This is a genomic window from Enterobacter sp. UPMP701 (genome assembly GCF_053709515.1).
Genome location: NZ_JBSKJN010000006.1, coordinates 234812 through 260977, shown reverse-complemented (window position 1 = coordinate 260977; position 26166 = coordinate 234812). Strand labels below are relative to the sequence as shown.

At 55.8% G+C, this 26166-nt stretch carries 18 protein-coding genes, 3 tRNA genes and 1 pseudogene; 14 read left to right on the top strand and 8 right to left on the bottom strand.

The annotated features are described in order from the left end of the window. Positions 1-41: 41 nt before the first annotated feature. The 4 genes and pseudogenes from ACWKXT_RS15610 to ACWKXT_RS15595 form a co-directional block, all read right to left on the bottom strand. On the bottom strand, positions 42-1082 hold the full coding sequence (locus tag ACWKXT_RS15610) for an NADP(H)-dependent aldo-keto reductase (RefSeq protein WP_454532807.1): 1041 nt from the start codon (positions 1080-1082) through the stop codon (positions 42-44). A 131-nt stretch (positions 1083-1213) separates the two neighbouring features. Further along, positions 1214-1432 carry a YgdI/YgdR family lipoprotein gene (locus tag ACWKXT_RS15605; protein WP_014885085.1) on the bottom strand — a complete coding sequence of 73 codons (219 nt, stop codon included), beginning with the start codon at positions 1430-1432 and terminating at the stop codon, positions 1214-1216. 128 nt (positions 1433-1560) lie between these two features. Further along, complete coding sequence (gene mutH / locus ACWKXT_RS15600; RefSeq protein ID WP_454532806.1) at positions 1561-2253, bottom strand: DNA mismatch repair endonuclease MutH; 693 nt, start codon at positions 2251-2253, stop codon at positions 1561-1563. Positions 2254-2407: 154 nt separating this feature from the next. Further along, a pseudogene (locus tag ACWKXT_RS15595) lies at positions 2408-2473 on the bottom strand (hypothetical protein); the annotation flags it as partial. Positions 2474-2936: 463 nt separating this feature from the next. Here ACWKXT_RS15595 and rppH point away from each other — a divergent pair. The 12 genes from rppH to recD all read left to right on the top strand — a co-directional run bounded on the left by rppH (position 2937) and on the right by recD (position 21390). Beyond that, the gene (gene rppH / locus ACWKXT_RS15590) at positions 2937-3467 is read left to right on the top strand and encodes an RNA pyrophosphohydrolase (RefSeq protein WP_013098553.1); all 531 of its coding nucleotides are present in this window, start codon (positions 2937-2939) and stop codon (positions 3465-3467) included. Positions 3468-3479: 12 nt separating this feature from the next. Beyond that, a complete protein-coding gene (gene ptsP, locus ACWKXT_RS15585; RefSeq protein ID WP_454532805.1) occupies positions 3480-5726 on the top strand; it encodes a phosphoenolpyruvate--protein phosphotransferase in 2247 nt (748 codons plus the stop codon). A gap of 192 nt (positions 5727-5918) precedes the next feature. After that, a complete protein-coding gene (gene lgt / locus ACWKXT_RS15580; RefSeq protein ID WP_028014284.1) occupies positions 5919-6794 on the top strand; it encodes a prolipoprotein diacylglyceryl transferase in 876 nt (291 codons plus the stop codon). Positions 6795-6800: 6 nt separating this feature from the next. After that, a complete protein-coding gene (gene thyA, locus ACWKXT_RS15575; protein WP_014885081.1) occupies positions 6801-7595 on the top strand; it encodes a thymidylate synthase in 795 nt (264 codons plus the stop codon). A 184-nt stretch (positions 7596-7779) separates the two neighbouring features. Next, positions 7780-8244: a prepilin peptidase-dependent protein gene (locus ACWKXT_RS15570; RefSeq protein ID WP_454527424.1), complete on the top strand. Its 465-nt coding sequence runs from the start codon at positions 7780-7782 to the stop codon at positions 8242-8244. Further along, on the top strand, positions 8235-8795 hold the full coding sequence (locus ACWKXT_RS15565; protein WP_454527423.1) for a prepilin peptidase-dependent protein: 561 nt from the start codon (positions 8235-8237) through the stop codon (positions 8793-8795). The genes ACWKXT_RS15570 and ACWKXT_RS15565 overlap by 10 nt, the downstream gene beginning before the upstream one ends. Then, positions 8792-9193: a DUF2509 family protein gene (locus ACWKXT_RS15560; protein WP_454527422.1), complete on the top strand. Its 402-nt coding sequence runs from the start codon at positions 8792-8794 to the stop codon at positions 9191-9193. Before ACWKXT_RS15565 ends, ACWKXT_RS15560 begins: the two co-directional genes overlap by 4 nt. Next, positions 9178-9501: a prepilin-type N-terminal cleavage/methylation domain-containing protein gene (locus tag ACWKXT_RS15555; RefSeq protein ID WP_080330104.1), complete on the top strand. Its 324-nt coding sequence runs from the start codon at positions 9178-9180 to the stop codon at positions 9499-9501. Before ACWKXT_RS15560 ends, ACWKXT_RS15555 begins: the two co-directional genes overlap by 16 nt. A gap of 12 nt (positions 9502-9513) precedes the next feature. Further along, entirely contained in the window at positions 9514-12888 is a 3375-nt protein-coding gene (gene recC / locus ACWKXT_RS15550; protein WP_454532804.1) for an exodeoxyribonuclease V subunit gamma, read from the top strand. Between the two features lie 263 nt (positions 12889-13151). After that, complete coding sequence (gene ptrA, locus ACWKXT_RS15545; protein ID WP_454532803.1) at positions 13152-16034, top strand: pitrilysin; 2883 nt, start codon at positions 13152-13154, stop codon at positions 16032-16034. Next, complete coding sequence (gene recB, locus ACWKXT_RS15540; protein ID WP_454527419.1) at positions 16031-19573, top strand: exodeoxyribonuclease V subunit beta; 3543 nt, start codon at positions 16031-16033, stop codon at positions 19571-19573. The genes ptrA and recB overlap by 4 nt, the downstream gene beginning before the upstream one ends. Beyond that, complete coding sequence (gene recD / locus ACWKXT_RS15535; protein WP_454532802.1) at positions 19570-21390, top strand: exodeoxyribonuclease V subunit alpha; 1821 nt, start codon at positions 19570-19572, stop codon at positions 21388-21390. Before recB ends, recD begins: the two co-directional genes overlap by 4 nt. A 53-nt stretch (positions 21391-21443) precedes the next feature. On the opposite strand, the gene argA is transcribed toward recD, so the two are convergent. Further along, positions 21444-22775 (bottom strand): amino-acid N-acetyltransferase, encoded by a 1332-nt coding sequence (gene argA, locus ACWKXT_RS15530; protein ID WP_014885072.1) that lies wholly within the window; start codon positions 22773-22775, stop codon positions 21444-21446. 227 nt (positions 22776-23002) lie between these two features. Here argA and amiC point away from each other — a divergent pair, with 227 nt between their 5' ends. Beyond that, on the top strand, positions 23003-24256 hold the full coding sequence (gene amiC / locus ACWKXT_RS15525; protein WP_014885071.1) for an N-acetylmuramoyl-L-alanine amidase AmiC: 1254 nt from the start codon (positions 23003-23005) through the stop codon (positions 24254-24256). A gap of 89 nt (positions 24257-24345) precedes the next feature. On the opposite strand, the gene ACWKXT_RS15520 is transcribed toward amiC, so the two are convergent. From ACWKXT_RS15520 to ACWKXT_RS15510, 3 genes are all read right to left on the bottom strand, one after another. Continuing rightward, positions 24346-24422: transfer RNA gene (locus ACWKXT_RS15520), tRNA-Met, on the bottom strand. A gap of 44 nt (positions 24423-24466) precedes the next feature. Continuing rightward, positions 24467-24543 (bottom strand) — tRNA-Met (locus ACWKXT_RS15515). 171 nt (positions 24544-24714) lie between these two features. Further along, positions 24715-24791 (bottom strand) — tRNA-Met (locus ACWKXT_RS15510). 209 nt (positions 24792-25000) lie between these two features. Here ACWKXT_RS15510 and mltA point away from each other — a divergent pair. After that, positions 25001-26098 (top strand): murein transglycosylase A, encoded by a 1098-nt coding sequence (gene mltA, locus ACWKXT_RS15505; RefSeq protein WP_454532801.1) that lies wholly within the window; start codon positions 25001-25003, stop codon positions 26096-26098. Positions 26099-26166 lie beyond the last annotated feature (68 nt).

The window sequence follows — 26166 nt, the reverse complement described above, 5'->3', positions numbered from 1 at the left end:
AAACCCTAAAAACGGCAACGTGCGTTGCCGTTTTGCTTTTATTACGGTGCCGGGTATGTGTATACCTGATGCACCGCTTCAATTTCTGCTAACACCTCTTCACTCAGCTCCAGATGGAAGCTCTCAATGTTAGTTTTCAGCTGTTCCATGGTTGTCGCACCCAGCAAGGTACTGGCAACAAACGGCTGACGACGCACGAAGGCCAGCGCCATCTGCGCAGGATCAAGACCGTGGCGCTTCGCGATGTCCACATAGGCTGCGACGGCTTTCTGCGTCTGTTCGCCGCTATAGCGGGTAAAGCGGCTAAAGAGGGTATTACGTGCCCCGGCCGGTCTCGCACCGTTCAGGTATTTCCCCGTCAGCGTGCCAAAGCCGAGGCATGAATAGGCGAGCAGCTCCACCTCTTCATACTGCGTCACTTCGGCCAGCCCCACTTCGTAGCTGCGGTTAAGCAGGCTGTACGGGTTCTGGATAGTCACGATGCGCGGCAGATCGTGTTTATCCGCCAGGTGCAGATAGCGCATTACGCCAAAAGCCGTTTCGTTGGACACGCCAATGTAGCGGATTTTTCCCGCGCGCTGGCATTCGGTCAGCGCCTCCAGCGTTTCCAGCAGCGTAACGGCGGGTGCGCTCTCATTCCAGCTGTAGCCAAGCTTACCAAAACAGTTGGTTGGACGCTGAGGCCAGTGGACCTGGTACAGGTCGAGATAGTCGGTTTGCAGGCGCTTCAGGCTGGCGTCCAGCGCGGCGCGAATATTTTTGCGATCGAGGATCTGGTTTGGGCGGATCCCGGCATCGTTGTTCCGCGCGGGGCCACTCACTTTCGAGGCGATAACCAGCTTTTCACGGTTACCGCGTTTTGCCAGCCAGTTACCGACGTAGGTTTCGGTAAGTCCTTGCGTTTCAGGGCGTGGAGGCACAGGATACATCTCTGCGACATCAATCAGGTTAATTCCCTGGCTGACGGCATAATCGAGTTGTGCATGGGCATCGGCTTCGCTGTTTTGTTCACCAAATGTCATCGTGCCCAACCCCAGTTGACTTATCTCCAGAGCGCTGTGGGGGATACGGTGATAATGCATAGCCGGCTTCCTTCAATAGACATGTAGACCGCGTCAGGAACCTCCCGACAAAGGAATATAAACATGGCAGAGGGGAAGCAAAAGGGGAAGAAAAAAATCAAAAAGGCCAGTAGGCTACTGACCTCTGACTGTTATCGCTCAATAATTTGCGAGACTTCGTCGCGATTAATCTGCATTTTATTGCCTGCCTGATCGTGGTAGCTGACCAGACCGGTATCATCGTCGACTTCAGGTTTGCCGTCGGTCAGAATCATCCTGCCATCTTTTGTCGCCATGACGTAATCGCTGCTACAGCCCGATACGGCAAACGCCAACCCGACTGCTGAAATCAACACCGCCCATTTTTTCATCGTTATCGTCCTCATCTGGCTCGTATCAAATCATAGTGTAGTATTAACCCGTTATAGCAACAGGGTGAAGCGGTAAAATCTTAAAAACCAGGCGATTATGTTTGTGAGCTCGCAAAATAAGTAAAAAACTATGTTTTTAGTAAGAAATGACGAGCAAGCAGCGCGCCGGTGAAATTCTTTTTGAGATAAAAACCGCGCGGCAGCGTCAGGATTGGCTCGCCCAGCGCGCCGATCGCCTCGGTCAGCGCTTTGCTGTTAGCCGCTTTTGGACGCAGCTGTAAGACCTCTCCGTGTCGGGCGGTGATGCGTTCGACCTGACCGAGCACAATCATGTCCATCAGCTCTTCCCAGTCCAGGCGCAGCTGATGCTCCTCCCCTTCATCCGGGCTCCAGAGCAGCGGGGCGCCTACGCGGCGTTCCGCCAGCGGAATTTGCCTTTCACCTTCAACCGGCACCCAAAGCACGCGTTTCAGCTTATGACGCACATGGCTGGTTTCCCACGTCACCCCGGTATTGCCGGTTAAGGGGGCCACGCAGACAAAGGTGGTCTCCAGGGGCTTACCCTGGCTGTCGATGGGAATGGTTTTTAGCTCGACGCCAAGGGCGGCAAAGTCTTGCTCTGGCTTGCTGCCAGCGCTGGCACCCAGCCACAGCTCCAGCAGCATGCCGATCCACCCTTTATCTCGTTTCAGATCCTTCGGGATCTGAAGCCCTGCCAGCGCCGCCAGTTCGCCCAGTGAGAAGCCTGCCAGGCGCTGAGCCTGCTGTAGTAACTGGCTTTCGCTCGACGGCGGTGAGAGCAAGGGTGTAAGCGGATGCATGGCGATAACCTTTTGATTAAAAAATAAACGAAGAAATTCTCCCCTGTGGATAGAGTTTAACTTTTTCTGTGCCAATATTCCATGTGTATGATTTATAGGATTTTTTATGGTTTCTTCACGGTTTCATCAGAGACGCAAAATGGGTTGTTCAAATCTGGTCACTGACAATAAACAGGATCTTACACCATGTTATCCACAGAAAAGTGGGATAACTGGGCATAACCCTGACTACTGTTTCAATTTACAGCCTTGACGTGCGACGAAAATCCAAATTTCAGACAATTTGTGCCTAACTTATTGGCACAATCTGTGGATAAAACCGACGCTGTTCGATCTTTCATCAGCACGAGGATCACTGATGTGATGATCGTCACGCTATTGCGCATTTTTCTTATGCGTGCTTAGTTAACTGAATGAAAATAAATAATTTATTATTGTTGGCAGTAAGGGGCGTTCAGAGAGCATTTGAGGTTGTTCATCGGTAATCAGACACTTCTTCACAACTATATCCACAGAAAAGGTGAATAAAATTCGCTTCGCCACCGCTTATCTGTTTATAACTCTGCACTTATTTGTGAGTTATTCAAATGTTATTAGGTTGCAGGCCTGTAAGAGAGTGGTTTACCGCCTCACTGGAGTGTGAAACAATCATTCATATATCAGATTTAGTTTGGGGTAGTCCGGTGATTGATGACGATGGCTACCGCCCGAACGTAGGAATAGTAATTTGTAATCGTCAGGGCCAGGTCATGTGGGCCCGTCGATATGGTCAGCACTCCTGGCAGTTCCCGCAAGGCGGGATCAATCCGGGAGAGTCCCCAGAACAAGCGATGTACCGGGAGCTTTTTGAAGAGGTCGGTTTAAGCCGAAAAGATGTTCGCATCCTGGCCTCGACCCGCAACTGGTTGCGTTACAAGTTACCGAAACGTTTGGTGCGTTGGGACACAAAGCCGGTTTGTATCGGCCAGAAACAGAAGTGGTTTCTTCTGCAGTTGGTGGGCAACGATTCAGACATCAATATGCAAACCAGCAGTACGCCGGAGTTCGATGGCTGGCGCTGGGTAAGCTATTGGTATCCTGTTCGTCAGGTCGTGTCATTTAAGCGCGATGTTTACCGTAGGGTGATGAAAGAGTTCGCAAGTGTCGTCATGCAGCTTCAGGAGATCCCGCCTAAGCCGCAGAGCGCACCTGCCTGGCGACGTAAAAGAGGTTAAGCTACGCAAATCATGCTCACCCGCTTGCGAGAAATAGTCGAGAAAGTGGCCAGCGCCCCGCGTCTGAACGAGGCGCTGAATATTCTGGTCACTGACATCTGTCTTGCGATGGAGACCGAGGTCTGTTCGGTGTATCTGGCCGACCACGATCGGCGTTGCTATTACCTGATGGCGACCCGTGGTTTGAAAAAGCCACGGGGACGCACCGTAACGCTCGCATTTGATGAAGGTATCGTCGGTCTGGTTGGGCGACTGGCTGAGCCCATTAACCTTGCCGACGCGCAAAAACACCCCAGCTTTAAATACATTCCATCCGTAAAAGAAGAGCGCTTCCGCGCGTTTCTGGGTGTGCCGATTATTCAGCGTCGTCAGCTGCTCGGCGTGCTGGTCGTCCAGCAGCGCGAGCTGCGTCAGTATGATGAAAGCGAAGAGTCCTTCCTGGTCACGCTGGCTACGCAGATGGCCGCGATCCTCTCTCAGTCTCAGCTTGCTGCGCTCTTTGGTCAGTATCGCCATACGCGCATTCGCGCCCTTCCGGCATCGCCAGGCGTGGCGATAGCGGAAGGCTGGATGGACGCCACGCTGCCGTTGATGGAGCAGGTCTACGAAGCCTCTACGCTTGATGAAGCGCTGGAGCGCGAGCGTCTTACTGCCGCGCTGGAAGAGGCGGCCAATGAGTTCCGTCGCTACAGCAAGCGCTTTGCCGCTGGTGCGCAAAAAGAGACGGCTGCCATTTTCGACCTCTACTCGCACCTGCTTTCCGACGCGCGTCTGCGCCGTGAGCTGTTTGCCGAGGTTGATAAAGGCGCAGTCGCGGAGTGGGCCGTTAAAAAGGTCATCGAAAAATTTGCCGAGCAATTCGCGGCGCTGACCGACGGTTACCTGAAAGAGCGGGCGGGGGATCTCCGCGCGCTGGGACAACGCCTGCTGTTCCACCTCGATGACACCATTCAGGGGCCGAATGCCTGGCCAAAACGGTTTGTGCTGGTGGCCGATGAACTTTCGGCAACAACGCTGGCCGAGCTGCCGCAGGACAGACTCGCCGGGGTTGTCGTACGCGATGGTGCAGCGAACTCCCATGCCGCCATTATGGTGCGCGCGCTCGGTATCCCTACCGTTATGGGGGCGGATATTCAGCCCTCTGTGCTGCACCGCCGCACGCTGGTGGTTGATGGTTACCGTGGTGAACTGCTGGTGGATCCTGAGCCCGTTCTGCTCCAGGAATACCAGCGCCTTATCAGCGAAGAGAATGAATTAAGCAAGCTGGCGGAAGATGACGTTAACCTGCCCGCACAGCTTAAGAGTGGTGAGCGGATCAAAGTCATGCTCAACGCCGGTTTAAGCCCTGAGCATGAAGAAAAGCTTGGCAGCCGCATCGACGGTATTGGCCTGTATCGTACTGAAATCCCCTTCATGCTGCAGAGCGGTTTCCCCTCCGAAGAGGAACAGGTGGCGCAGTATCAGGGGATGCTGCAGATGTTTAACGACAAACCTGTCACTCTGCGAACCCTGGACGTCGGGGCGGATAAACAGCTGCCCTATATGCCGATCAGCGAAGAAAACCCGTGTCTGGGCTGGCGTGGGATCCGCATTACGCTCGATCAGCCGGAGATCTTCCTGATCCAGGTGCGCGCTATGCTGCGCGCCAACGCGGCGACGGGCAATCTCAGCATCCTGCTGCCGATGGTCACCAGCATTGATGAGATCGACGAGTCCCGGCGACTGATCGAACGTGCTGGCCGTGAAGTGGAAGAGATGATTGGCTATGCGATCCCGAAACCGCGGATCGGTGTCATGCTCGAAGTGCCGTCTATGGTCTTTATGCTGCCTCAGTTGGCAACCCGCGTCGATTTTATCTCTGTCGGCACGAACGACCTGACGCAATATATTCTGGCCGTCGACCGGAACAACACCCGCGTGGCCAGTATCTACGATAGCCTGCACCCGGCGATCATTCGTGCGTTAGCGATGATCGCCCGCGAGGCTGAACAGTTCGGCATTGATCTACGCCTGTGCGGTGAAATGGCCGGAGACTCGATGTGCGTTGCGATCCTGATTGGTCTGGGATACCGCCATCTGTCGATGAACGGTCGCGCGGTGGCGCGCGTGAAGTATCTGTTGCGGCATATCGACATCAATGATGCCCGCGAGCTGGCTGAACGCAGCCTTGACGCGCAGCTGGCGGCAGAGGTTCGTCACCAGGTCGCGGCGTTTATGGAGCGACGCGGCATGGGCGGCCTGATCCGCGGCGGTCGCTAATCGTCTTACGCCCTCTCCCTGTGGAGAGGGCGCCAGCGCGCACAAAACCCTATACACATCTTTTACATCTCTGGCGCATCCTCCGCGCCCGCCTTATGCTATGATTCGCAACTTTGGAGCCTCTGCTTAAGGCAGAATCGCATTTCTACCGCTGTCCACTTTCAGCGGAATAACAACATCTTGTGGTGACAGATGAACAGTGGTTATCTGCATTTTCCGGAGTTTGATCCGGTCATTTTCTCAGTAGGACCTGTCTCGCTTCACTGGTACGGTTTGATGTACCTGGTGGGCTTCATTTTTGCCATGTGGCTCGCTGGCCGTCGCGCCAGCCGTCCGGGCAGCGGCTGGACTAAAAACGAAGTTGAAAACCTGCTGTACGCGGGCTTCCTCGGCGTGTTCCTCGGTGGCCGTATTGGGTATGTGCTGTTCTATAACTTCCCGGTATTCCTGAATGATCCTCTCTATCTGTTCCGCGTCTGGGACGGCGGCATGTCCTTCCACGGCGGCCTGATTGGGGTGATCCTGGTGATGGTGATTTTTGCCAAACGCACCAAACGCAACTTCTTCCAGGTTTCAGACTTTATCGCACCGCTGATCCCGTTTGGTCTCGGCGCTGGCCGTCTGGGCAACTTTATCAACGGTGAGCTGTGGGGCCGCGTCGACCCGAGCGTGCCGTATACGATGCTCTTCCCGGGCTCACGCGCAGAAGATATCGCGCTGCTGCCGTCGCACCCGGAGTGGCAGTCCATTTTCGATACCTACGGCGTGCTGCCGCGCCATATGTCTCAGCTGTACGAGCTGGCGCTGGAAGGCGTGGTGCTGTTTATCATCCTCAACCTGTTTATCCGCAAACCGCGTCCGATGGGCGCTGTCTCCGGCCTGTTCCTGATCGGCTACGGCGCATTCCGTATTATCGTCGAGTTCTTCCGTCAGCCAGACGCACAGTTTACCGGCGAGTGGGTACAGTACATCAGCATGGGGCAGATCCTCTCCATTCCGATGATCGTAGCGGGTGCCATTATGATGATTTGGGCGTATCGTCGTCGTCCACAGCAACAACTTTCCTGAGGAACCATGAAACAGTATCTTGAATTGATGAAAAAAGTGCTCGACGAGGGCACGCCGAAAAACGACCGCACCGGCACCGGTACGCTCTCCATTTTTGGCCACCAGATGCGCTTCAATCTGCAAGAAGGCTTCCCACTGGTGACGACAAAGCGCTGCCACTTGCGCTCGATCATTCATGAACTGCTCTGGTTCCTGCAAGGCGATACCAACGTTGCGTATCTGCACGAAAACAACGTCTCAATCTGGGACGAATGGGCAGATGAAAACGGCAACCTGGGCCCGGTTTACGGCAAGCAGTGGCGCGCATGGCCAACGCCTGATGGCCGCCATATTGACCAGATCACCACCGTCATGAATCAGCTGAAAAACGATCCGGACTCGCGTCGGATTATCGTTTCCGCCTGGAACGTGGGCGAGCTGGATAAAATGGCGCTGGCACCATGCCACGCGTTCTTCCAGTTCTATGTTGCTGACGGCAAGCTCTCCTGCCAGCTCTACCAGCGCTCCTGTGACGTGTTCCTTGGCCTGCCGTTCAACATTGCCAGCTATGCGCTGTTAGTTCACATGATGGCGCAGCAGTGCGACCTCGAAGTGGGTGATTTCGTCTGGACAGGTGGGGACACTCATTTGTACAGCAACCACATGGAGCAGACGCATCTTCAGCTGACGCGCGAACCGCGTGCGCTGCCGAAGCTGATTATCAAACGTAAACCGGCGTCAATCTTCGATTACCGCTTTGATGATTTTGAGATTGAGGGCTACGACCCGCACCCTGGCATCAAAGCGCCCGTCGCTATCTGATGTGGTAAAGCGTGACATAACCGGTGCTAATTAGCGCCGGTTTTTTTTCGCCTTTATTCCGTTTTCCGGGGTGTTATCCAGAAAGCATGCAACGCGCTGCAACACGCTAAATTCTCCGGATAACGCCTCGTAAAACGAAAATCCCTTGCTCGCCACGTCCACGGCGCTTCGCCACACTCCCGGCATGAAAAAAGAGAACGGCTTTACGCTTATCGAAACGCTGGTTGCCATTTCGCTTGTCGTTATCCTCAGTGCCTCAGGCCTGTACGGCTGGGACAGCTGGCAACGGCAGCAACGGCTGTGGCAAACCGCCAGTCAGGTGCGCGACTACCTGGTGTTTCTGCGCAACGACGCCAACCGGCACAACCGCGACCATCAAATTCGCCTTCAGCGGGTGGGCGAAAAGGAGTGCCTCGTGAGCTCTGCCGTGCAAGGCTGTGAGAAGGAGAGCCCTTTTGTACTGATTCTACTTTGGTCAGAGGTCGCGGTGAGCGAAGTAACGCCGTCATTAGGGTTCTATGGGTTAAGGGATACGGCATGGGCAGGGCGGATCCGCGTGCATAGCCGCGCAGGAGAATGGTTGATTATTGTTTCTGATGTAGGGCGCATCAGGATGTGCAAGATCTCAGAAGGAGGTTCATGTCGATGAGACAGCGCGGTTTCTCACTGACTGAAGTTCTGATTGCTACGGCAATCAGTAGCCTGTTGTTGATTGGCGCATCGCGCTTTTTACCCGGATTGCAGCGAGCGGTATTACTGCAATCCGGCCAGAGAGAACTGGAAGAGGAGGTCTGGCAGCGCCTGTTTGCCCTTGGCAAACAGCTTCAGCGTGCGGGTTACTGCGCGGGAAACTGCCAGGAGCAAGGTCTGGCGATTGCAAGGCAGGGTAGTTGTATCATTGCACGGTGGGATGCCAACAGTAACGGCCGCTGGGATCGTAGTGCATCAGAAAATGACAGCACCGGCTTTCGTCTGGAGTCGGGCGCGCTGGAAACCTTGCGTGGCGCAATCTCATGTGACGGTAAGGGATGGGAAAAGCTTACAGACCCGGACAGGCTTGTTATCACGCATTTTGTGGTGAGTAAGGTTGAACACGCCGGGTTTGCGCCTGAGTTGAATATCGAACTGTCCGCCATTCACAAAGGCGAGCAGGGGACGCCTTATCAGGCTTTGTACGTGGTCACGGGGTATAACCTGTGAACCGTCAACGCGGTATGTCTTCGTTGGCGCTGGTTCTGCTTTTACTGGTGCTTGGTACGCTGATCCTCACCGGCCTTAACCAGCAATTGACAACGTTCAGTACGCTTGTTGGCCGTGAGAGCCGTTCGCTGCAGCAGCAGGCCGCTGTCCAGTCAGTGCTTGAGTGGGGACGTGTTCAGAGCTGGTCACCCAATCCTGAAGTCCAGTGCAAACAGGCATCGTCGTGGCGAGTGTGTCTGCGCCCGCTGGGTGAGACGACTGTTTTACTGATTGCCGGAGACAGCGACCTGCTGCTCTGGCGTGCAGGAGAAATTGTCGACGGGAAAATTCGCTTTTCCCCTCACGGCTGGAGTGATTTTTGCCCGTTAAAGGAGCGTTCGCTATGCCAACTGCCGTAAACAGAGAAAAAGGATTTAGCATGGTAGAGGTGCTTCTGGCGATGATGCTGCTGGTGATCGTCGTGACGGCTCTGTCGGGTTATCACCGGGCGCTGGCGGCGCGGTTTAGCGTGTTTAACCAGTATCGCCAGCTCTGGCACCATGCCTGGAATCAGTCTCAGCTCTCAACAAATGTTCTCCCCGCAGGGTGGCAGGCCAGTCGGGGGCAGACAACGCACGCAGGATGTGTCAGCATCACGGCTACACTTATTTCTCCTCTGGGGCGGCGCGGTGAGTTAACGCGTCTGCATTGCCCGGTTAGCCAGTAGTCGGGAGCGTCTATGTTAAGGGTCTACCACTCAAATCGTCTGGATGTGCTGGAAGCACTGATGGAATTTATCGTTGAGCGCGAGCGGCTTGACGATCCTTTTGAGCCTGAAATGGTGCTGGTGCAGAGCACCGGCATGGCACAGTGGCTGCAAATGTCGCTTTCCCGTAAATTTGGCATTGCCGCGAATATTGATTTCCCCCTGCCCGCGAGCTTTATCTGGGAGATGTTTGTTCGTGTGTTACCAGACATCCCCGAGCAGAGCGCCTTTAACAAGCAGAGCATGAGCTGGAAGCTGATGGCGCTTCTGCCGGAAATGCTGCAGCACGATGAATTCGCCATGCTGCGCCACTACCTCAATGACGATACCGATAAGCGCAAGCTATTTCAGCTGGCGTCGCGCACCGCCGATCTCTACGACCAATACCTTGTTTACCGTTCTGACTGGTTAATTCGCTGGGAAGCGGGCGAACTGGTTGAAGGGCTACCGGAGGCGCAAATCTGGCAGGCACCGCTCTGGAAAGCGCTGGTAGAGCATACGGAGAAACTTGGGCAGCCTAAGTGGCACCGTGCCAACCTGTACGATCGGTTTATCTCAATACTAGAGAATGCGTCGGAGCGTCCAACCCGACTGCCGTCACGCGTTTTTATCTGTGGGATATCCGCACTACCGCCTGTTTATCTGAAGGCATTGAATGCGCTGGGTAAACATATTGATATCCATATTTTGTTCACCAACCCTTGCCGACAGTATTGGGGGGATATCCTCGACGAACGTTGGCTTGCGCGGCTGGTCACTCGCCAACGAAAGCGCCTTTTTGAAGAACGATCCGTCCCGCTGTTTAAAGACGGCTCGACTGCCGGGCTGCTTTTTGATGAAGACGGCATCCAGAACCTGCCCAATCCACTGCTTGCCTCATGGGGGAAGCTGGGGCGTGACTACATTCATATGCTTTCCGATATTACGTCATCAGGCGAGGGCGACGTGGATGCCTTTGTTGAGATCGCCCCGGATTGCCTGCTGCATAATATCCAGTTAGATATCCTGGATCTGGAAAACCGCGCCGTCATGGGCGTGACGGCGAAAGAGTTTGAACGCAGCGACAGCAAGCGAAAGCTGGACGCAGACGATCGCAGCATCACAATTCATGTCTGCCATAGCCCGCAGCGTGAGGTTGAAGTGCTTCACGATCGGCTGCTGGCGATGCTTCAGGACGATCCCGAACTGACGCCGCGCGATATCGTGGTGATGGTGGCGGATATCGACAGCTACAGTCCCTTTATACAGGCTGTCTTCGGCAGTGCGACGGGTGAGCGATACCTGCCTTACGCCATCTCTGACCGTCGTGCCCGTCAGTCGCATCCGGCATTGCAGGCATTTATCACCCTGCTTTCACTGCCAGATAGCCGCTTTATCTCCGAGGATGTCCTGGCGTTGCTGGATGTTCCCGTGCTGGCCGCCCGCTTCAACATCAATGAAGAAGGGCTGCGCTACCTTCGCCAGTGGGTCAATGAGTCCGGCGTTCGCTGGGGCATTGATGACGACAATGTCCAGGAGTTCGAACTCCCGCCAACAGGGCAACACACCTGGCGGTTTGGCCTGACGCGTATGCTGCTGGGCTACGCCATGGAGAGCAGCCAGGGTGAGTGGAACGAGGTACTGCCTTACGATGAGTCCAGCGGGTTAATTGCTGAACTGGTAGGGCATTTAGCTTCTCTGCTGATGCAGCTTAACCGCTGGCGGCATGAGCTAATGCAGCCGCGCCCGCTTGAAGAGTGGCTCCCGGTTTGCAGGGCGTTACTCAATGATTTCTTCCTGCCAGACAACGACACAGAAGCGGCGATGGCGCTTATTGAAACGCAGTGGCAGGCTATCGTCGACGAGGGCGTGAATTCCCATTATCTCGAAGCGATCCCTTTGTCACTGTTGCGGGATGAGCTGACGCAGCGCCTTGACCAGGAGCGAATCAGCCAGCGTTTCCTGGCTGGCCCCATCAATATCTGTACCCTGATGCCAATGCGTTCAATTCCCTTCAAGGTGGTCTGCCTGCTCGGTATGAACGATGGTGTTTATCCGCGCGCCCTGGCGCCGCTGGGGTTTGATTTGATGAGCGCAGATCCAAAGCGGGGCGATCGTAGCCGTCGCGATGATGACCGCTATCTCTTCCTTGAAGCGCTCATATCCGCCCAGAGCAAGCTCTATATCAGCTATATCGGCCGTTCCATTCAGGACAACAGCGAGCGTTTCCCCTCCGTTCTGGTGCAGGAGTTGGTGGACTATATCGGCCAGAGCCACTATCTGGCTGGCGATGAAGGGCTGAACTGTGATGAAAGCGAACAACGGGTGAAGGCGCACATTACCTGTATCCACAGCCGCATGCCGTTTGACCCGATGAACTACGTTGTCAGCGAACAGCAGAGCTATGCCCGCGAATGGCTGCCAGCAGCGAAAAAAGAGGGGAGAGCGCATACGGATTTCATTCAGGCGCTTGACCCGTTGCCCATTAACACCCTCACTTTCGAACAGCTTCAGCGGTTTTGGGCCCATCCGGTGCGGGCCTTCTTCCAGCAACGATTGCAGGTCAACTTCCGTTCTGAAGAGAGCGAAATTCCGGATGCAGAGCCCTTTACCCTGGAAGGGCTGGAGCGCTATCAGCTAAACCTCCAGCTGCTGAATGCGCTGGTTGAGGAGGAAGATGCTGACAAACTTTACCGCCGCTACCGTGCCGCAGGCCAACTGCCTTACGGCGCATTTGGGGAAATTGTCTGGGAGGCGCAATGCCAGGAGATGACCGCTCTGGCGGAGCGTGTAAGGGAGCACCGTCAGCCTGGCCAAAGCATCGAAATCGATCTCAGCTGCAACGGCATCCAACTTACGGGTTGGCTAACCCAGGTTCAGCCGGATGGATTGCTGCGCTGGCGGCCCTCCATGCTCAGCGTTTCACAGGGATTGCAACTCTGGCTGGAACATCTTGTCTACAGTGCGAGTGGCCATCAGGGCGAAAGCCGGATATTCGTGCGCAAAGAGGGGGAGTGGCGCTTCCCGCCAATGGAGGCAGAACAGGCGTTACGCTATCTGTCCTTGTACATTGAGGGCTATCTTCAGGGAATGAATAAACCCCTTTTGCTACTGCCTGAAAGCGGCGGTGCGTGGATAAAAGCCTGTTATGACGCGCAAAATGATGCGATGTTAACGGATGAGGCATCGCTGCAGAAAGCGCGCAGTAAATTCATGCAGGCCTACGAAGGAAATATGATGGTGCGTGGTGAAGGTGAGGATGTCTGGTATCAACGCTTATGGCGAGCGCTTGAGCCAGAATACTTCGAAGCAATCACGGAAGAGGCGCAACGCTACCTGTTACCGTTGTTTAAATTTAATCAGTCCTGAGCGCTGTATAAAAATTGCGCAGTACGGGGTGTTCATTTATGATGCACTTCTTATCACGGACTGATGTACCCAATAAAGAGATGTTGGCGTGTCCAGCACGCAATGTGTTAATGATGTTTGCCCTAAATAATTCGAGTTGCAGGAAGGAGGCAAGGGCGTGAATCCCCGGGAGCTTACATGAGTAAGTGACTGGGGTGAACGCATGCAGCCGACGCACATGCAACTTGAAGTATGACGGGGATAGCCGTGATAAAGAGGTCGTAATGCCAGGCAGCACCTTGTTCAAAGCGTTTGTTTTGTTTGTCGCCCTTTGGGCTCCCGTCACTCAGGCAGACTCCGGTTGGCAACCCGTTCAGGAAACTATCCGTAAGAGCGAAAAAGATACCCGACAGTATCAGGCTATCCGTCTTGATAACGGTATGACCGTGCTGTTGGTTTCCGATCCGCAGGCGGTGAAATCCCTCTCAGCGCTAGTGGTGCCGGTTGGGTCGCTTGAAGATCCTGAGGCGCATCCTGGTCTCGCGCATTACCTCGAGCACATGACGCTGATGGGCTCTAAAAAATATCCACAGCCGGATAGCCTGTCCGAATTTCTGAAAATGCACGGCGGTAGCCATAACGCCAGTACGGCGCCGTACCGCACGGCCTTTTACCTCGAAGTCGAAAATGATGCGCTGGCAGGGGCAGTGGACCGTCTTGCGGATGCTATTGCCGCGCCGCTGCTGGACAAAAAATACGCCGACCGCGAGCGTAATGCCGTCAATGCGGAACTGACCATGGCGCGTACCCGAGACGGCATGCGCATGGCGCAGGTCAGCGCCGAGACCATCAACCCGGCGCATCCGGGGGCACGTTTCTCGGGCGGTAACCTGGAGACGCTGAGCGATAAACCGGGTAGCCCGGTGATTGACGCTCTGCATGCGTTTCGCGACAAATACTACTCCGCTAACCTGATGAAGGCGGTTATTTACAGCAACAAACCGTTGCCGGAGCTTGCCGGTCTGGCGGCACAAACGTTTGGCCGGGTGCCGAATAAAAATATCGATCTGCCAAAGATAAACGTTCCGGTTGTTACGGACGCGCAAAAAGGGATCGTCATCCATTACGTGCCGGCCCTGCCGCGTAAAGTGTTGCGCGTTGAGTTCCGCATTGATAACAACACGGCACAATTTCGCAGTAAAACCGACGAGCTGGTGACCTACCTGATTGGTAACCGCAGCCCGGGAACCTTATCTGACTGGCTGCAAAAACAGGGGCTGGTGGAAGGGATCCGCGCCGATTCCGATCCCGTGGTAAACGGCAACAGCGGCGTGCTGGCGATCTCCGCCACGCTGACCGACAAAGGGCAGGCCAACCGTGATGAAGTGGTGGCGGCGATCTTCAGCTACCTCTCTTTGCTGCGCGAAAAAGGCGTTGATAAGCGCTACTTTGATGAACTCGCGCACGTGCTGGATCTCGATTTCCGCTACCCGTCCATTACCCGCGACATGGATTATGTAGAGTGGCTGGCCGATACCATGATTCGTGTGCCGGTGGAGCACACTCTCGACGCGGTCAATATTGCCGATCGTTATGATGCTGAGGCGGTAAAAGCGCGGCTGGCGATGATGACCCCGCAGAATGCCCGCATCTGGTACATCAGCCCGAACGAACCGCACGACAAGATGGCGTACTTTGTTGATGCACCTTATCAGGTGGACAAAATCAGCGACCAGACCTTCGCCGACTGGCAGAAGAAGGCCGGTGAGATTGCGCTGAAGCTGCCGGAGGTGAACCCTTACATCCCGGATGATTTCTCGCTGATTAAAACGACTAAGGATTATCCGCACCCGGAACTCATCATTGATGAGCCGACGCTGCGCGTGGTGTACACCCCCAGCCGCTATTTCGCGAGCGAGCCGAAGGCCGATGTCAGCGTGGTTCTGCGTAACCCGAAAGCGATGAATAGCGCCAAAAACCAGGTCATGTTCGCGCTCAATGACTATCTGGCCGGTATCGCGCTCGATCAGCTCAGCAACCAGGCGGCCGTGGGCGGGATCAGCTTCTCCACTAACGCCAACAACGGTTTGATGCTCAATGCAAACGGCTATACCCAGCGTTTGCCTCAGCTTTTCCAGGCTCTGCTGGAAGGCTACTTTAGCTACACGCCGACGGAAGAACAGCTTGAGCAGGCCAAATCCTGGTATGCGCAGATGATGGACTCGGCGGAGAAGGGCAAAGCTTACGATCAGGCGCTTATGCCAGCGCAAATGCTGTCGCAAATACCTTATTTCCAGCGTGAAGATCGCCGTGCGCTGCTGCCCTCTATCACCTTAAAAGACGTGCTGGCATACCGTGATGCGCTTAAAACCAATACGCGTCCCGAGTTCCTTATCGTCGGCAACATGAGTGAACAACAGGCCAAAACGCTGGCGGAGAATGTCCGCACGCAGCTCGGTTCGAAAGGCGACGAGTGGTGTCGCAACCAGGACGTGCTGGTTGAGAAAAAACAGAATGTGATATTTGAAAAAGCGGGTAGCAGCACGGATTCTGCGCTGGCTGCGGTGTTCGTACCAACGGGCTATGATGAATTTTCCAGCTCCGCGCAGAGCGCCGTTCTGGGACAGATTATTCAGCCGTGGTTCTATAACCAGTTGCGCACGGAAGAGCAGCTTGGCTATGCGGTATTTGCATTTTCGATGAACGTGGGCCGGCAATGGGGGCTGGGCTTCCTGCTGCAAAGCAGCGACAAGCAACCGGCCTATCTCTGGCAGCGCTATCAGGCGTTCTTCCCGCAGGTGGAAGCAAAACTGCGCGCCATGAAGCCGGATGAGTTTGCCCAGATCCAGCAGGCCGTTATCGCGCAGGTGATGCAGCCGCCGCAGACGCTGGGTGAAGAGGCGTCGCAGCTGAGCAAAGATTTCGATCGCGGTAATCTGAAATTTGATTCGCGTGATAAAGTAGTGGCCGAGATTAAACAGCTGACGCCGCAGAAGGCTGCCGATTTCTTCCATCAGGCAGTGATTAAGCCGCAGGGCATCACCATCCTGTCTCAGGTTTCCGGTAGCCAGAACGGGAAAACGGACTACGTGAACCCGGAAGGCTGGAAAGTCTGGAAGAGCGTCAGCGCGCTGCAGCAATCTATGCCCTGGAGTAAGAAAGAATGACCGATACCGCTGAGTCCCTTGATCCCTTACGTTTACCTCTGCAGGGTGAACGATTGATTGAAGCCTCAGCGGGAACGGGAAAAACCTTCACCATCGCCGCGCTCTATCTGCGCCTGCTGTTAGGGCTTGGCGGTAACGCCGCTTTTCCTCGTCCTCTGAGCGTGGAAGAGCTGCTTGTCGTCACCTTCACCGAGGCCGCCACCGCTGAACTGCGCGGCCGTATTCGTACCAATATCCACGAGCTGCGTATCGCCTGTCTGCGCCAGAACACGGATAACCCTCTCTACGCGAGCCTTCTGGAAGAGATTGCCGATAAGCAACAGGCGGCCCAGTGGCTGCTTCTCGCTGAACGGCAGATGGACGAAGCGTCCGTCTTCACCATTCACGGTTTTTGCCAGCGCATGCTGAGCCTGAATGCGTTTGAATCCGGCATGCTGTTTGAACAGCAGCTTATTGAAGATGAATCCGTGCTTCGCTATCAGGCCTGCGCGGATTTCTGGCGTCGCCACTGCTATCCGTTACAGCGCGATATCGCCGAAGCGGTACATGCGTTGTGGAAGGGGCCCGAAGCGCTGCTACGCGCCATCGATCGTTATCTTCAGGGTGAAGCGCCCGCGATCAAATCTCCTCCCCCGGCGGATGAAACCCTGGCCTCACGCCATGAAAAAATCATCGCGAAAATTGCCGACATCAAGCAAAAATGGATTGAATCAGTCGGCGAGATTGACGCGATCATCGAGAATTCCGGGATCGACCGACGGAAGTTCAACCGCAGCAACCAGGGAAAATGGATCGAGAAGATCAGCGCCTGGGCGCAGGAAGAGACGCGAGGCTACCAGCTCCCGGACGCGCTGGAAAAATTCTCACAGCGTTTCCTGGTTGAGCGGACCAAAGCTGACGGTATTGTGCCAGAACATCCCCTGTTTGTGGCGATTGAAACCCTGCTTGCAGAGCCATTGACGCTTAACGATCTGATGATCGTCCGCGCCATGACGGAGATTCGCGAAGCCGTCGCGCGTGAGAAACGCCGCCGGGGCGAACTGGGGTTTGATGATATGCTGAGCCGCCTTGATGCGGCGTTATGCAGTGAAAATGGCGAGGCGCTTGCCGCCGCGATTCGCACCCGCTTCCCGGTCGCGATGATTGACGAATTTCAGGATACCGACCCTCAGCAATACCGTATTTTTCGCCGTATCTGGCGTCAGCAGCCCGGCACCGCGCTGTTGCTAATCGGCGACCCTAAGCAGGCCATTTATGCTTTCCGCGGTGCGGATATTTTCACCTACATGAAAGCCCGTAGCGAGGTCGACGCGCACTATACGCTCGACACCAACTGGCGATCTTCTCCCGGCATGGTGGAAAGCGTCAACGCCCTTTTCGGCCGCATGGATACGGCGTTTATGTTCCGGGAGATCCCGTTTCAGCCGGTCAAATTCGCCCCAAAAAATGCCTCGTTGCGCTTCGAGTTCAACGGCGAGACGCAGCCCGCCATGAACTTCTGGCTGCTGGATGGAGAGGGCTGCGGCGTTGCCGACTATCAAAACGCCATGGCCCAGCACTGTGCAGCACAAATTCGGGACTGGCTCAGCGCTGGCGCGCGCGGTGAAGCGCTGCTGTGGAAGGGGGATAAACCTGCCCCGGTAAAGGCATCTGATATCACGGTGCTGGTTCGCAGCCGTCAGGAGGCCGCGCTTATCCGCGATGCCCTGACGTTGCTGAATATTCCTTCTGTCTATCTCTCGAACCGCGACAGCGTCTTTGAAACGCTGGAAGCCCAGGAGATGCTATGGCTGCTGCAGGCCGTGCTGGCCCCGGAGCGGGAAAGCACGTTGCGCAGCGCACTGGCGAGCGCGATGCTCGGGCTGAATGCGCGTGACATTGATGCACTCAACAATGACGAATCCGCGTGGGATGCCGTGGTAGAAGAGTTTGTTCGCTACCGTGAAAAATGGCAAAAGCGCGGCGTGATGGCGATGGTGCGCGAGCTCATGGCACAGCGTCACATTGCGGAGAACATGCTCGCGACAGCGGGCGGCGAGCGTCGGCTGACCGATATTTTGCACATCAGCGAACTGCTGCAGGAGGCGGGCACGCAGCTGGAGAGCGAGCACGCTCTGGTGCGCTGGCTGGCGCAGCAGATTGCCGATCCGAACAGTAATTCGTCCAGCCAGCAGATGCGCCTTGAGAGCGATAAACATCTGGTGCAGATCGTCACCATTCACAAGTCGAAAGGTCTGGAGTATCCGCTGGTCTGGCTGCCGTTTATCGCCAATTACCGCGTACAGGACCAGGCTTTTTACCACGATCGTGAATCTTTTGAGGCGGTGCTCGATCTCAGCAACGCGGAGTCCAGCGTTGAGCTGGCCGAAGCCGAGCGTCTCGCGGAAGACCTGCGCCTGCTTTATGTGGCGCTGACCCGATCAGTCTGGCACTGCAGTCTGGGCATTGCGCCGCTGTTCCGCCGTCGTGGCGAAAAAAGCGGAGAGAGCGATTTTCATCTGAGCGCGCTGGGGCGGCTTATTCAGCGTGGCGAACCCAAAGACGCCGCAGGGCTGCGCCAGTGCATCGAATCGCTTTGCACCGAGCATGTTGCCCTGCATATTCCGACCCAGCCCGACAACAGCCGCTGGCAGACGCCTGAGCAGCAGGCCTCCGAGCTGCAAGCCCGACAGGTTGCCCGCACGATTGCCGACGACTGGCGCGTTACCAGCTACTCCGGCCTTCAGCAGCATGGGCAGAGCATCGCGCAGGATCTGATGCCAAAACTGGATGTCGATGCTGCAGGCACCGGGAGCGTGCCCGTTGAGCCCGTGCTCACGCCGCATCAGTTCCCACGCGGCGCCTCGCCGGGCACGTTTTTGCACAGTCTGTTTGAGGAGCTGGATTTTACCCAGCCGGTTTCCGATGAGTGGGTGCTGAAGATGCTGCAGAGCGGTGGCTATGACGCGCAGTGGCAGCCGGTTCTCACGGAATGGATCCGCGCTATTCTGCACGCGCCGCTCACGGCGCAGGGGATTTCGCTGAGCCAGCTGACCGCCAAAGATAAACAGGTGGAGATGGAGTTTTATCTTCCTATTGCCAGCCCGCTCAGGGCCGAGGCGCTTGATGCGTTGATCCGCGAGCACGATCCGTTATCCGCCGGGTGCCCGCCGCTGAACTTCCGCCAGGTGCAGGGGATGCTCAAAGGCTTTATTGACCTGGTTTTCCGCCACGAAGGGCGCTACTACCTGCTGGATTACAAATCGAACTGGCTGGGTGAAAGCAGCGAAGCCTACACGCAAGACGCGATGGCCTCTGCCATGCAAATGCATCGCTACGATCTGCAATACCAGCTTTATACCCTGGCGCTGCACCGTTACCTGGGTCATCGCATGGCCAATTACCGTTACGAAGACCATTTTGGCGGCGTAATTTACCTGTTCCTGCGCGGAGTGGATGCTAACGATCCGCGTTCCGGTGTCTTTTGTACGCGTCCGGCTGCGGAACTGATTGAAAAAATGGATAACCTGTTTGCCGCAGGCACGGAGGAGGTTGCATGACGATGCAGGCGCTACTGCTGGGCGCGGTTGAACAACGATTACTGCGTCACCTGGATGTGCAGTTTGCCATGATGGTGGCGGGCGAAGAGCCTGCCGTCATGCTTGCCGCCGCGATCCTGAGCAAAGATGCGGGGGAGGGGCATGTCTGTCTGCCGCTTTCACGTCTGGTGGTGGATGAGAAAATGCCTCCGGCTTTGCAGGCGTGTTTCGCGCTGCTGGGTGAGGCAGTGGACTGGCAGGAAATATTACTCCGCTCGCCTGCCGTCAGCGGCGCCGATACCGGTACGCCAATGATTTTGACGGGAGAGCGTTTGTATCTGAACCGGCTGTGGCGTAATGAGCTGACGGTGGCGCGCTTCTTCAGCGAGACCAATGCTCCGCTACCGTGCGATGAAGCACTGCTCCGGCAAACGCTGGATACGCTGTTTACCTCTGACGACGCGACAGACTGGCAGAAAGTGGCGGCAGCGGTGGCATTAACGCGGCGGATATCGGTGATTTCTGGCGGTCCGGGCACCGGAAAAACGACTACCGTGGCAAAGCTGCTTGCCGCGCTGATTCAGTTATCGGGTGAGCAAAAATGCCGTATTCGCCTGGCGGCCCCCACGGGGAAAGCGGCGGCACGTCTGACGGAGTCGTTGGGCGGGGCGCTGCAACAACTGCCGCTTACCGGCGAGCAGCTCGCGCTTTTCCCCAATGAAGCCAGCACGCTGCACCGGTTGCTGGGCGCTCAGCCGGGCAGCCAGCGTCTGCGCTATCATGCGGGTAACCCCTTGCATCTTGACGTGCTGGTGGTGGACGAAGCGTCGATGATTGACCTGACGATGATGTCCCGGTTGATTGATGCGTTGCCGCCGCACGCGCGGGTTATTTTCCTCGGCGACCGCGATCAGCTTGCCTCCGTTGAGGCCGGGGCCGTGCTGGGCGATATCTGCACCTATGCCAGCCTGGGATATACCGCGGAGCGCGCAGAGGAGCTGGCCCGCCTGACCGGATGTTCGCTCGCGCCGGAAAAACATTCACTTGCGGGGGCGCTGCGCGACAGCCTGTGTCTGCTGCAAAAGAGCTACCGTTTCGGCAGCGACTCCGGCATTGGTCAGCTTGCGGCGGCGGTGAACCGGGGGGACCGGCACGCTACCTGTGCGGTATTTGACGGTACCTTTACCGATATTGAGAAGAAATCGCTGCAAACCGGGGAAGAGTATCAGGCGATGCTCGATGACGCCCTGCTTGGGTACCAACATTTTCTGAAGGGCGTACAGCAGCAAAGTCCGCCGGAGCAGGTCATTGCCGCGTTTGGCGAATACCAGTTGCTCTGTGCGCTGAGAGAAGGCCCCTTTGGCGTCAGCGGCCTGAACGACAGGCTGGAACAGCTGCTGGCGCAAAAGCGTAAAATCAACCGTACCCCGCACTCCCGCTGGTATGACGGACGGCCGGTGATGATCTCCCGTAACGACAGCGCGCTGGGGTTGTTTAACGGGGATATCGGGATTGCGCTCGATCGCGGCCAGGGGCTTCGCGTCTGGTTCCAGATGCCGGACGGTAGCGTGAAGTCCTTCCAGCCCAGCCGTCTGCCCGAGCATGAAACCGCATGGGCGATGACGGTGCATAAATCTCAGGGCTCTGAGTTTAACCATGCAGCGCTGATCCTGCCCACACAGCTTTCACCGGTCATTACCCGCGAGCTGATCTATACCGCTATTACGCGCGCGCGTCAGCGCCTGTCGCTCTATGCCGACGAACGGGTGCTGGTGCAGGCGATTGCCACCCGTACGGAACGTAGAAGCGGGCTGAGCGCGATATTTGAATCCCTTTGAACGATACAAGACCTGTAAGCCGGGCAAGCGCAGCGCCGCCCGGCAATGGTGTATTATCCCAGGTCAGCCATCAGCACTTTTGAACGGCGCTGATAGTTGTACATCTCTTTCTTCGTTTCCGGCAGGGAATCGATATCCACCGGCGTGAAGCCGCGCTCCTGGAACCAGTGAATGCTGCGCGTCGTCAGGACGAACAGCTTGCTCAGCCCCATCTGACGCGCCTGTGCCGCCACGCGCTCAAGCAGCATTTCGCCGCGGGAAGAGCTGCGGTAGTCCGGGTGCACCGCCACGCAGGCCATTTCACCAATCTTCTCTTCCGGGAACGGATAGAGCGCGGCGCAGGCGATGGTCAGGTTATCGCGCTGGATAATGGTGAATTTGTCGATCTCCATCTCCAGCTGCTCGCGGGAGCGACGAACCAGAATACCCTGCTGTTCCAGCGGGCGGATCAGCTCCAGAATGCCGCCGATGTCGTTAATGGTGGCGCGGCGGATCTGCTCCGCACTCTCCATCACAATCTGTGTACCAATACCGTCGCGGGAGAACAGCTCCTGCAGCAGAGCCCCGTCTTCCTGATAGCTGATCAGGTGGCTACGGCGCACGCCGCTGCGGCAGGCCTTCACGGCGCCGCGCAGGAAACGCACGGTGCCGGAGTGGTAATCTCCTTCGGCTTCCAGCGCTTCCACGCGGGCCTGGGCTTCATTCGGGAAAAGTTCCGGCACGATTACCCCTTCATCGTTTACGACCCCCTGGGAGGAGCAAAACCCAATCATTTTTTCCGCCTTCAGCTTGATCGCCAGCTGCGTGGCAATCTCTTCTGAGGTCAGGTTAAAGCTTTCACCGGTTACGGAGACCGCCACCGGGCCCATCAGCACGATGGCACCGCTGTCCAGCTGACGATGAATGGCTTCTTCATCAATACGACGAATACGGCCGCTGTGGCAGTAATCCACGCCATCGTCCACGCCGAGCGGCTGAGCGATGATGAAGTTGCCGCTCACGACGTTGATATGCGCGCCCTGTAACGGCGTGTTGTTCAGGCTCATCGACAGGCGAGCGGTAATATCCAGCTGCAGCAGACCCGCCGCCTGTTTCACCAGCTCAAGGGTTTTTGCATCCGTGACGCGGGTATGTTTGTGGTAAATCGGCTCGTGATGGTGAGCAGCCAGGTTGGCGTCAATCTGCGGGCGTGCGCCGTAGACCACCACCAGGCGGATCCCAAGGCTATGCAGCAGGCCTATATCATTGACGATGCTGGAAAAATTTTCATGCTCGATGGCTTCGCCGCCCAGCATGATGACAAACGTTTTTCCCCGGTGGGCGTTGATATAGGGAACAGAATGGCGGAATCCCTGGACCAGTTCGGTTCTACGTTCCTTCACCATGGCACAACCCTTAATGAATGTTTATTCGTAATTTCTGTATTTTTATTCGATTGTGGGCGCGTGTGCAAGTGCAAATTTTCTGCGACCTACAGAAATTAATAAGTAATCCGTGCGTTAACGTATGATTGTTTACCCTTTTATAGATGACAGTTTATGCGTCATTCGTTAAAGTTTTCGGTCAATCTGACCCTTTTGTATATCAGTTCGTTTTCTTGCTCGGGAGAAGCATGTCGGGATCCAATTCAGCAATAAGCCGCCGCCGTTTGTTAAAAGGGGCCGGGGCAATGTGGTTGCTTAGCGTCAGCCAGGTCGGTCTTGCCGCCACGAGTCAGGTGGTGGCGGTGCGCGTCTGGCCGTCGTCGACCTATACGCGCGTAACGGTCGAATCCAACCGCGTGCTGAAATATAAGCAATTTGCTCTCAGCAATCCTGAACGTGTGGTGGTGGATCTCGAAGGTGTGAACCTCAACTCCGTGCTGAAAGGGATGGCGGCGCAGATCCGCGGCGACGATCCGTTTATTAAATCGGCGCGCGTCGGGCAGTTTGATCCGCAAACCGTGCGCATGGTGTTTGAGCTGAAGCAGAACGTTAAGCCACAGCTGTTTGCCCTGGCACCTGTCGCGACGTTTAAAGAGCGTCTGGTGATGGATCTCTACCCGGCCAATGCGACGGATATTCAGGATCCGCTTCTCGCCCTGCTTGAGGATTACAACAAAGGCGATCTTCAGCGTCAGGTACCGCCTGCGCAAAGCGGCCCGCAGCCGGGGAAAGCAGGGCGCGATCGTCCCATTGTGATCATGCTTGATCCCGGCCACGGTGGCGAAGACTCCGGTGCGGTGGGGAAATATCATACGCGTGAAAAAGACGTTGTGCTGCAGATTGCCCGTCGTCTGAAGGCGTTAATTGATAAAGAGGGCAATATGCGCGCCTACATGACGCGCAATGAGGATGTCTTTATCCCGCTGAAAGTTCGCGTGGCGAAAGCGCAGAAGCAGCGCGCCGATCTTTTCGTATCAATCCATGCGGATGCTTTTACCAGCCGCCAGCCAAGCGGCTCGTCGGTGTTTGCGCTCTCAACCAAAGGCGCGACCAGTACCGCAGCAAGATACCTTGCAGATACCCAGAACGCCTCGGACTTGATCGGTGGCGTAAGCAAAAGCGGCGACCGCTACGTCGACCATACCATGTTCGATATGGTGCAGTCGCTGACCATTAACGACAGTCTGAAGTTTGGAAAAGCGGTACTGGGCAAGCTGGGTAACATCAACAAGCTGCATAAAAACAGCGTTGAACAGGCCGGGTTTGCGGTACTGAAGGCGCCGGATATCCCCTCCATTCTGGTTGAAACCGCGTTTATCAGTAATGTCGAAGAGGAGCGTAAGCTCAAGACCGCTAAATTCCAGCAGGAGGTTGCGGAGTCGATTCTGGCAGGGATACGGGCGTACTTCTCAGACGGGGCGACGCTGGCGCGACGCGGATAGATCTTTCAGCCGGGTAAAACGCCCGGCAAATTCACAAACGGCAGATACAAAAAAACACCCTTAAGGGTGTTTATTGTTTTTAGAAGTGTTGGTTGCGGGGGCCGGATTTGAACCGACGACCTTCGGGTTATGAGCCCGACGAGCTACCAGGCTGCTCCACCCCGCGTCCGTCTTTCTACTCTTGTAGAAACTTACTTCTTCAAATTTGATTGGTTGCGGGGGCCGGATTTGAACCGACGACCTTCGGGTTATGAGCCCGACGAGCTACCAGGCTGCTCCACCCCGCGTCCGTCTTTTTGCTTCGTATTTCAAACCACATCTGCGTTGACTTTCCTCGTTCACCTCAGTCACTTACTTGAGTAAGTTCCTAAGGATTCACTGCGTCGTCGCCTTGCTGTGATTCGAACTACTTCGCAAAAATTTCTACTGTCGTAGAAGATACTTCATCAAATTTTAATTGGTTGCGGGGGCCGGATTTGAACCGACGACCTTCGGGTTATGAGCCCGACGAGCTACCAGGCTGCTCCACCCCGCGTCCGTGGAAGCGCACTATACTCGGATAGGTTTGTGATGCAACCCCTTTTTCACATAAATCATTAACTTTGTATGTAAAGTGAACGGCATTGCGATATTTGGACTATTTTTTGCTCAGAATTTGCCAAAGGGCATGCGATCGCATTTCATTCGCTTTGTCGGTTTGTTATCTTCATCACGCGGAAATGGGCAACTTAAAGACGAGATATAATGAAAGGACGTTGGGCGAAGTATCTGATGGCGGGCGCAATGGTAGCGATTCTTGCAGCCTGCTCTTCCAAACCGACCGATCGCGGTCAACAGTATAAAGACGGGAAACTTTCCCAGCCTTTCTCTTTAGTTAATCAGCCTGATGCCGTTGGCGCGCCAATTAACGCTGGCGATTTCTCCGAGCAGGTTTACCAGATCCGCAACGCGTCACCACGTCTGTATAGCTCACAGAACAACGTATATAGCGCGGTACAGGACTGGCTGCGTGCAGGCGGCGATACGCGCAACATGCGCCAGTTTGGTATTGATGCCTGGCAGATGGAAGGGGCGGATAACTACGGCAACGTCCAGTTCACTGGCTACTACACGCCCGTGATTCAGGCGCGACACACGCGTCAGGGCGAATTCCAGTATCCTATCTACCGTATGCCGCCAAAACGCGGTCGCCTGCCGTCTCGCGCCGAGATCTACGCCGGTGCGCTGAGCGAAAACTACGTTCTGGCCTACAGCAACTCTCTGATGGATAACTTCATCATGGACGTGCAGGGCAGTGGCTACATTGATTTTGGTGATGGTTCGCCGCTTAACTTCTTCAGCTATTCCGGTAAAAACGGTCATGCCTATCGCAGCATCGGTAAGGTGCTGATCGACCGTGGCGAAGTAAAGAAAGAAGATATGTCGATGCAGGCGATCCGCGAGTGGGGCGAAAAACACAGCGAAGCCGAAGTGCGTGAGCTGCTGGAGCAGAATCCGTCGTTCGTCTTCTTTAAACCGCAAAACTTCGCGCCGGTGAAAGGGGCGAGTGCGGTACCGTTGATTGGTCGCGCATCGGTCGCCTCGGATCGGTCGATTATTCCTGCGGGCACCACGCTGCTTGCTGAGGTTCCTCTGCTGGACAACAACGGCAAATTTAACGGCAAGTATGAGTTACGCCTGATGGTGGCGCTGGACGTCGGCGGCGCAATCAAAGGCCAGCACTTCGACATCTATCAGGGTATTGGCCCTGACGCAGGCCATCGTGCGGGCTGGTATAACCACTACGGACGCGTATGGGTGCTGAAGGCGGCTCCGGGTGCCGGAAACGTATTCAGCGGCTGATTGTGGTATTCTGAGCGCAATACGGATTACTGTTCAGGGTGAGGAAAACCTCACCCTTTTTACATCTG

Bases quoted from the DNA above. Each gene is read 5' to 3' on its own strand.
- ACWKXT_RS15610 (WP_454532807.1), bottom strand. From the start codon at position 1,082: ATGCATTATCACCGTATCCCCCACAGCGCTCTGGAGATAAGTCAACTG.
- ACWKXT_RS15605 (WP_014885085.1), bottom strand. From the start codon at position 1,432: ATGAAAAAATGGGCGGTGTTGATTTCAGCAGTCGGGTTGGCGTTTGCC.
- mutH (WP_454532806.1), bottom strand. From the start codon at position 2,253: ATGCATCCGCTTACACCCTTGCTCTCACCGCCGTCGAGCGAAAGCCAG.
- ptsP (WP_454532805.1), top strand. From the start codon at position 3,480: ATGCTCACCCGCTTGCGAGAAATAGTCGAGAAAGTGGCCAGCGCCCCG.
- lgt (WP_028014284.1), top strand. From the start codon at position 5,919: ATGAACAGTGGTTATCTGCATTTTCCGGAGTTTGATCCGGTCATTTTC.
- thyA (WP_014885081.1), top strand. From the start codon at position 6,801: ATGAAACAGTATCTTGAATTGATGAAAAAAGTGCTCGACGAGGGCACG.
- ACWKXT_RS15570 (WP_454527424.1), top strand. From the start codon at position 7,780: ATGAAAAAAGAGAACGGCTTTACGCTTATCGAAACGCTGGTTGCCATT.
- ACWKXT_RS15565 (WP_454527423.1), top strand. From the start codon at position 8,235: ATGTCGATGAGACAGCGCGGTTTCTCACTGACTGAAGTTCTGATTGCT.
- ACWKXT_RS15555 (WP_080330104.1), top strand. From the start codon at position 9,178: ATGCCAACTGCCGTAAACAGAGAAAAAGGATTTAGCATGGTAGAGGTG.
- recC (WP_454532804.1), top strand. From the start codon at position 9,514: ATGTTAAGGGTCTACCACTCAAATCGTCTGGATGTGCTGGAAGCACTG.
- ptrA (WP_454532803.1), top strand. From the start codon at position 13,152: ATGCCAGGCAGCACCTTGTTCAAAGCGTTTGTTTTGTTTGTCGCCCTT.
- recB (WP_454527419.1), top strand. From the start codon at position 16,031: ATGACCGATACCGCTGAGTCCCTTGATCCCTTACGTTTACCTCTGCAG.
- recD (WP_454532802.1), top strand. From the start codon at position 19,570: ATGACGATGCAGGCGCTACTGCTGGGCGCGGTTGAACAACGATTACTG.
- argA (WP_014885072.1), bottom strand. From the start codon at position 22,775: ATGGTGAAGGAACGTAGAACCGAACTGGTCCAGGGATTCCGCCATTCT.
- amiC (WP_014885071.1), top strand. From the start codon at position 23,003: ATGTCGGGATCCAATTCAGCAATAAGCCGCCGCCGTTTGTTAAAAGGG.
- mltA (WP_454532801.1), top strand. From the start codon at position 25,001: ATGAAAGGACGTTGGGCGAAGTATCTGATGGCGGGCGCAATGGTAGCG.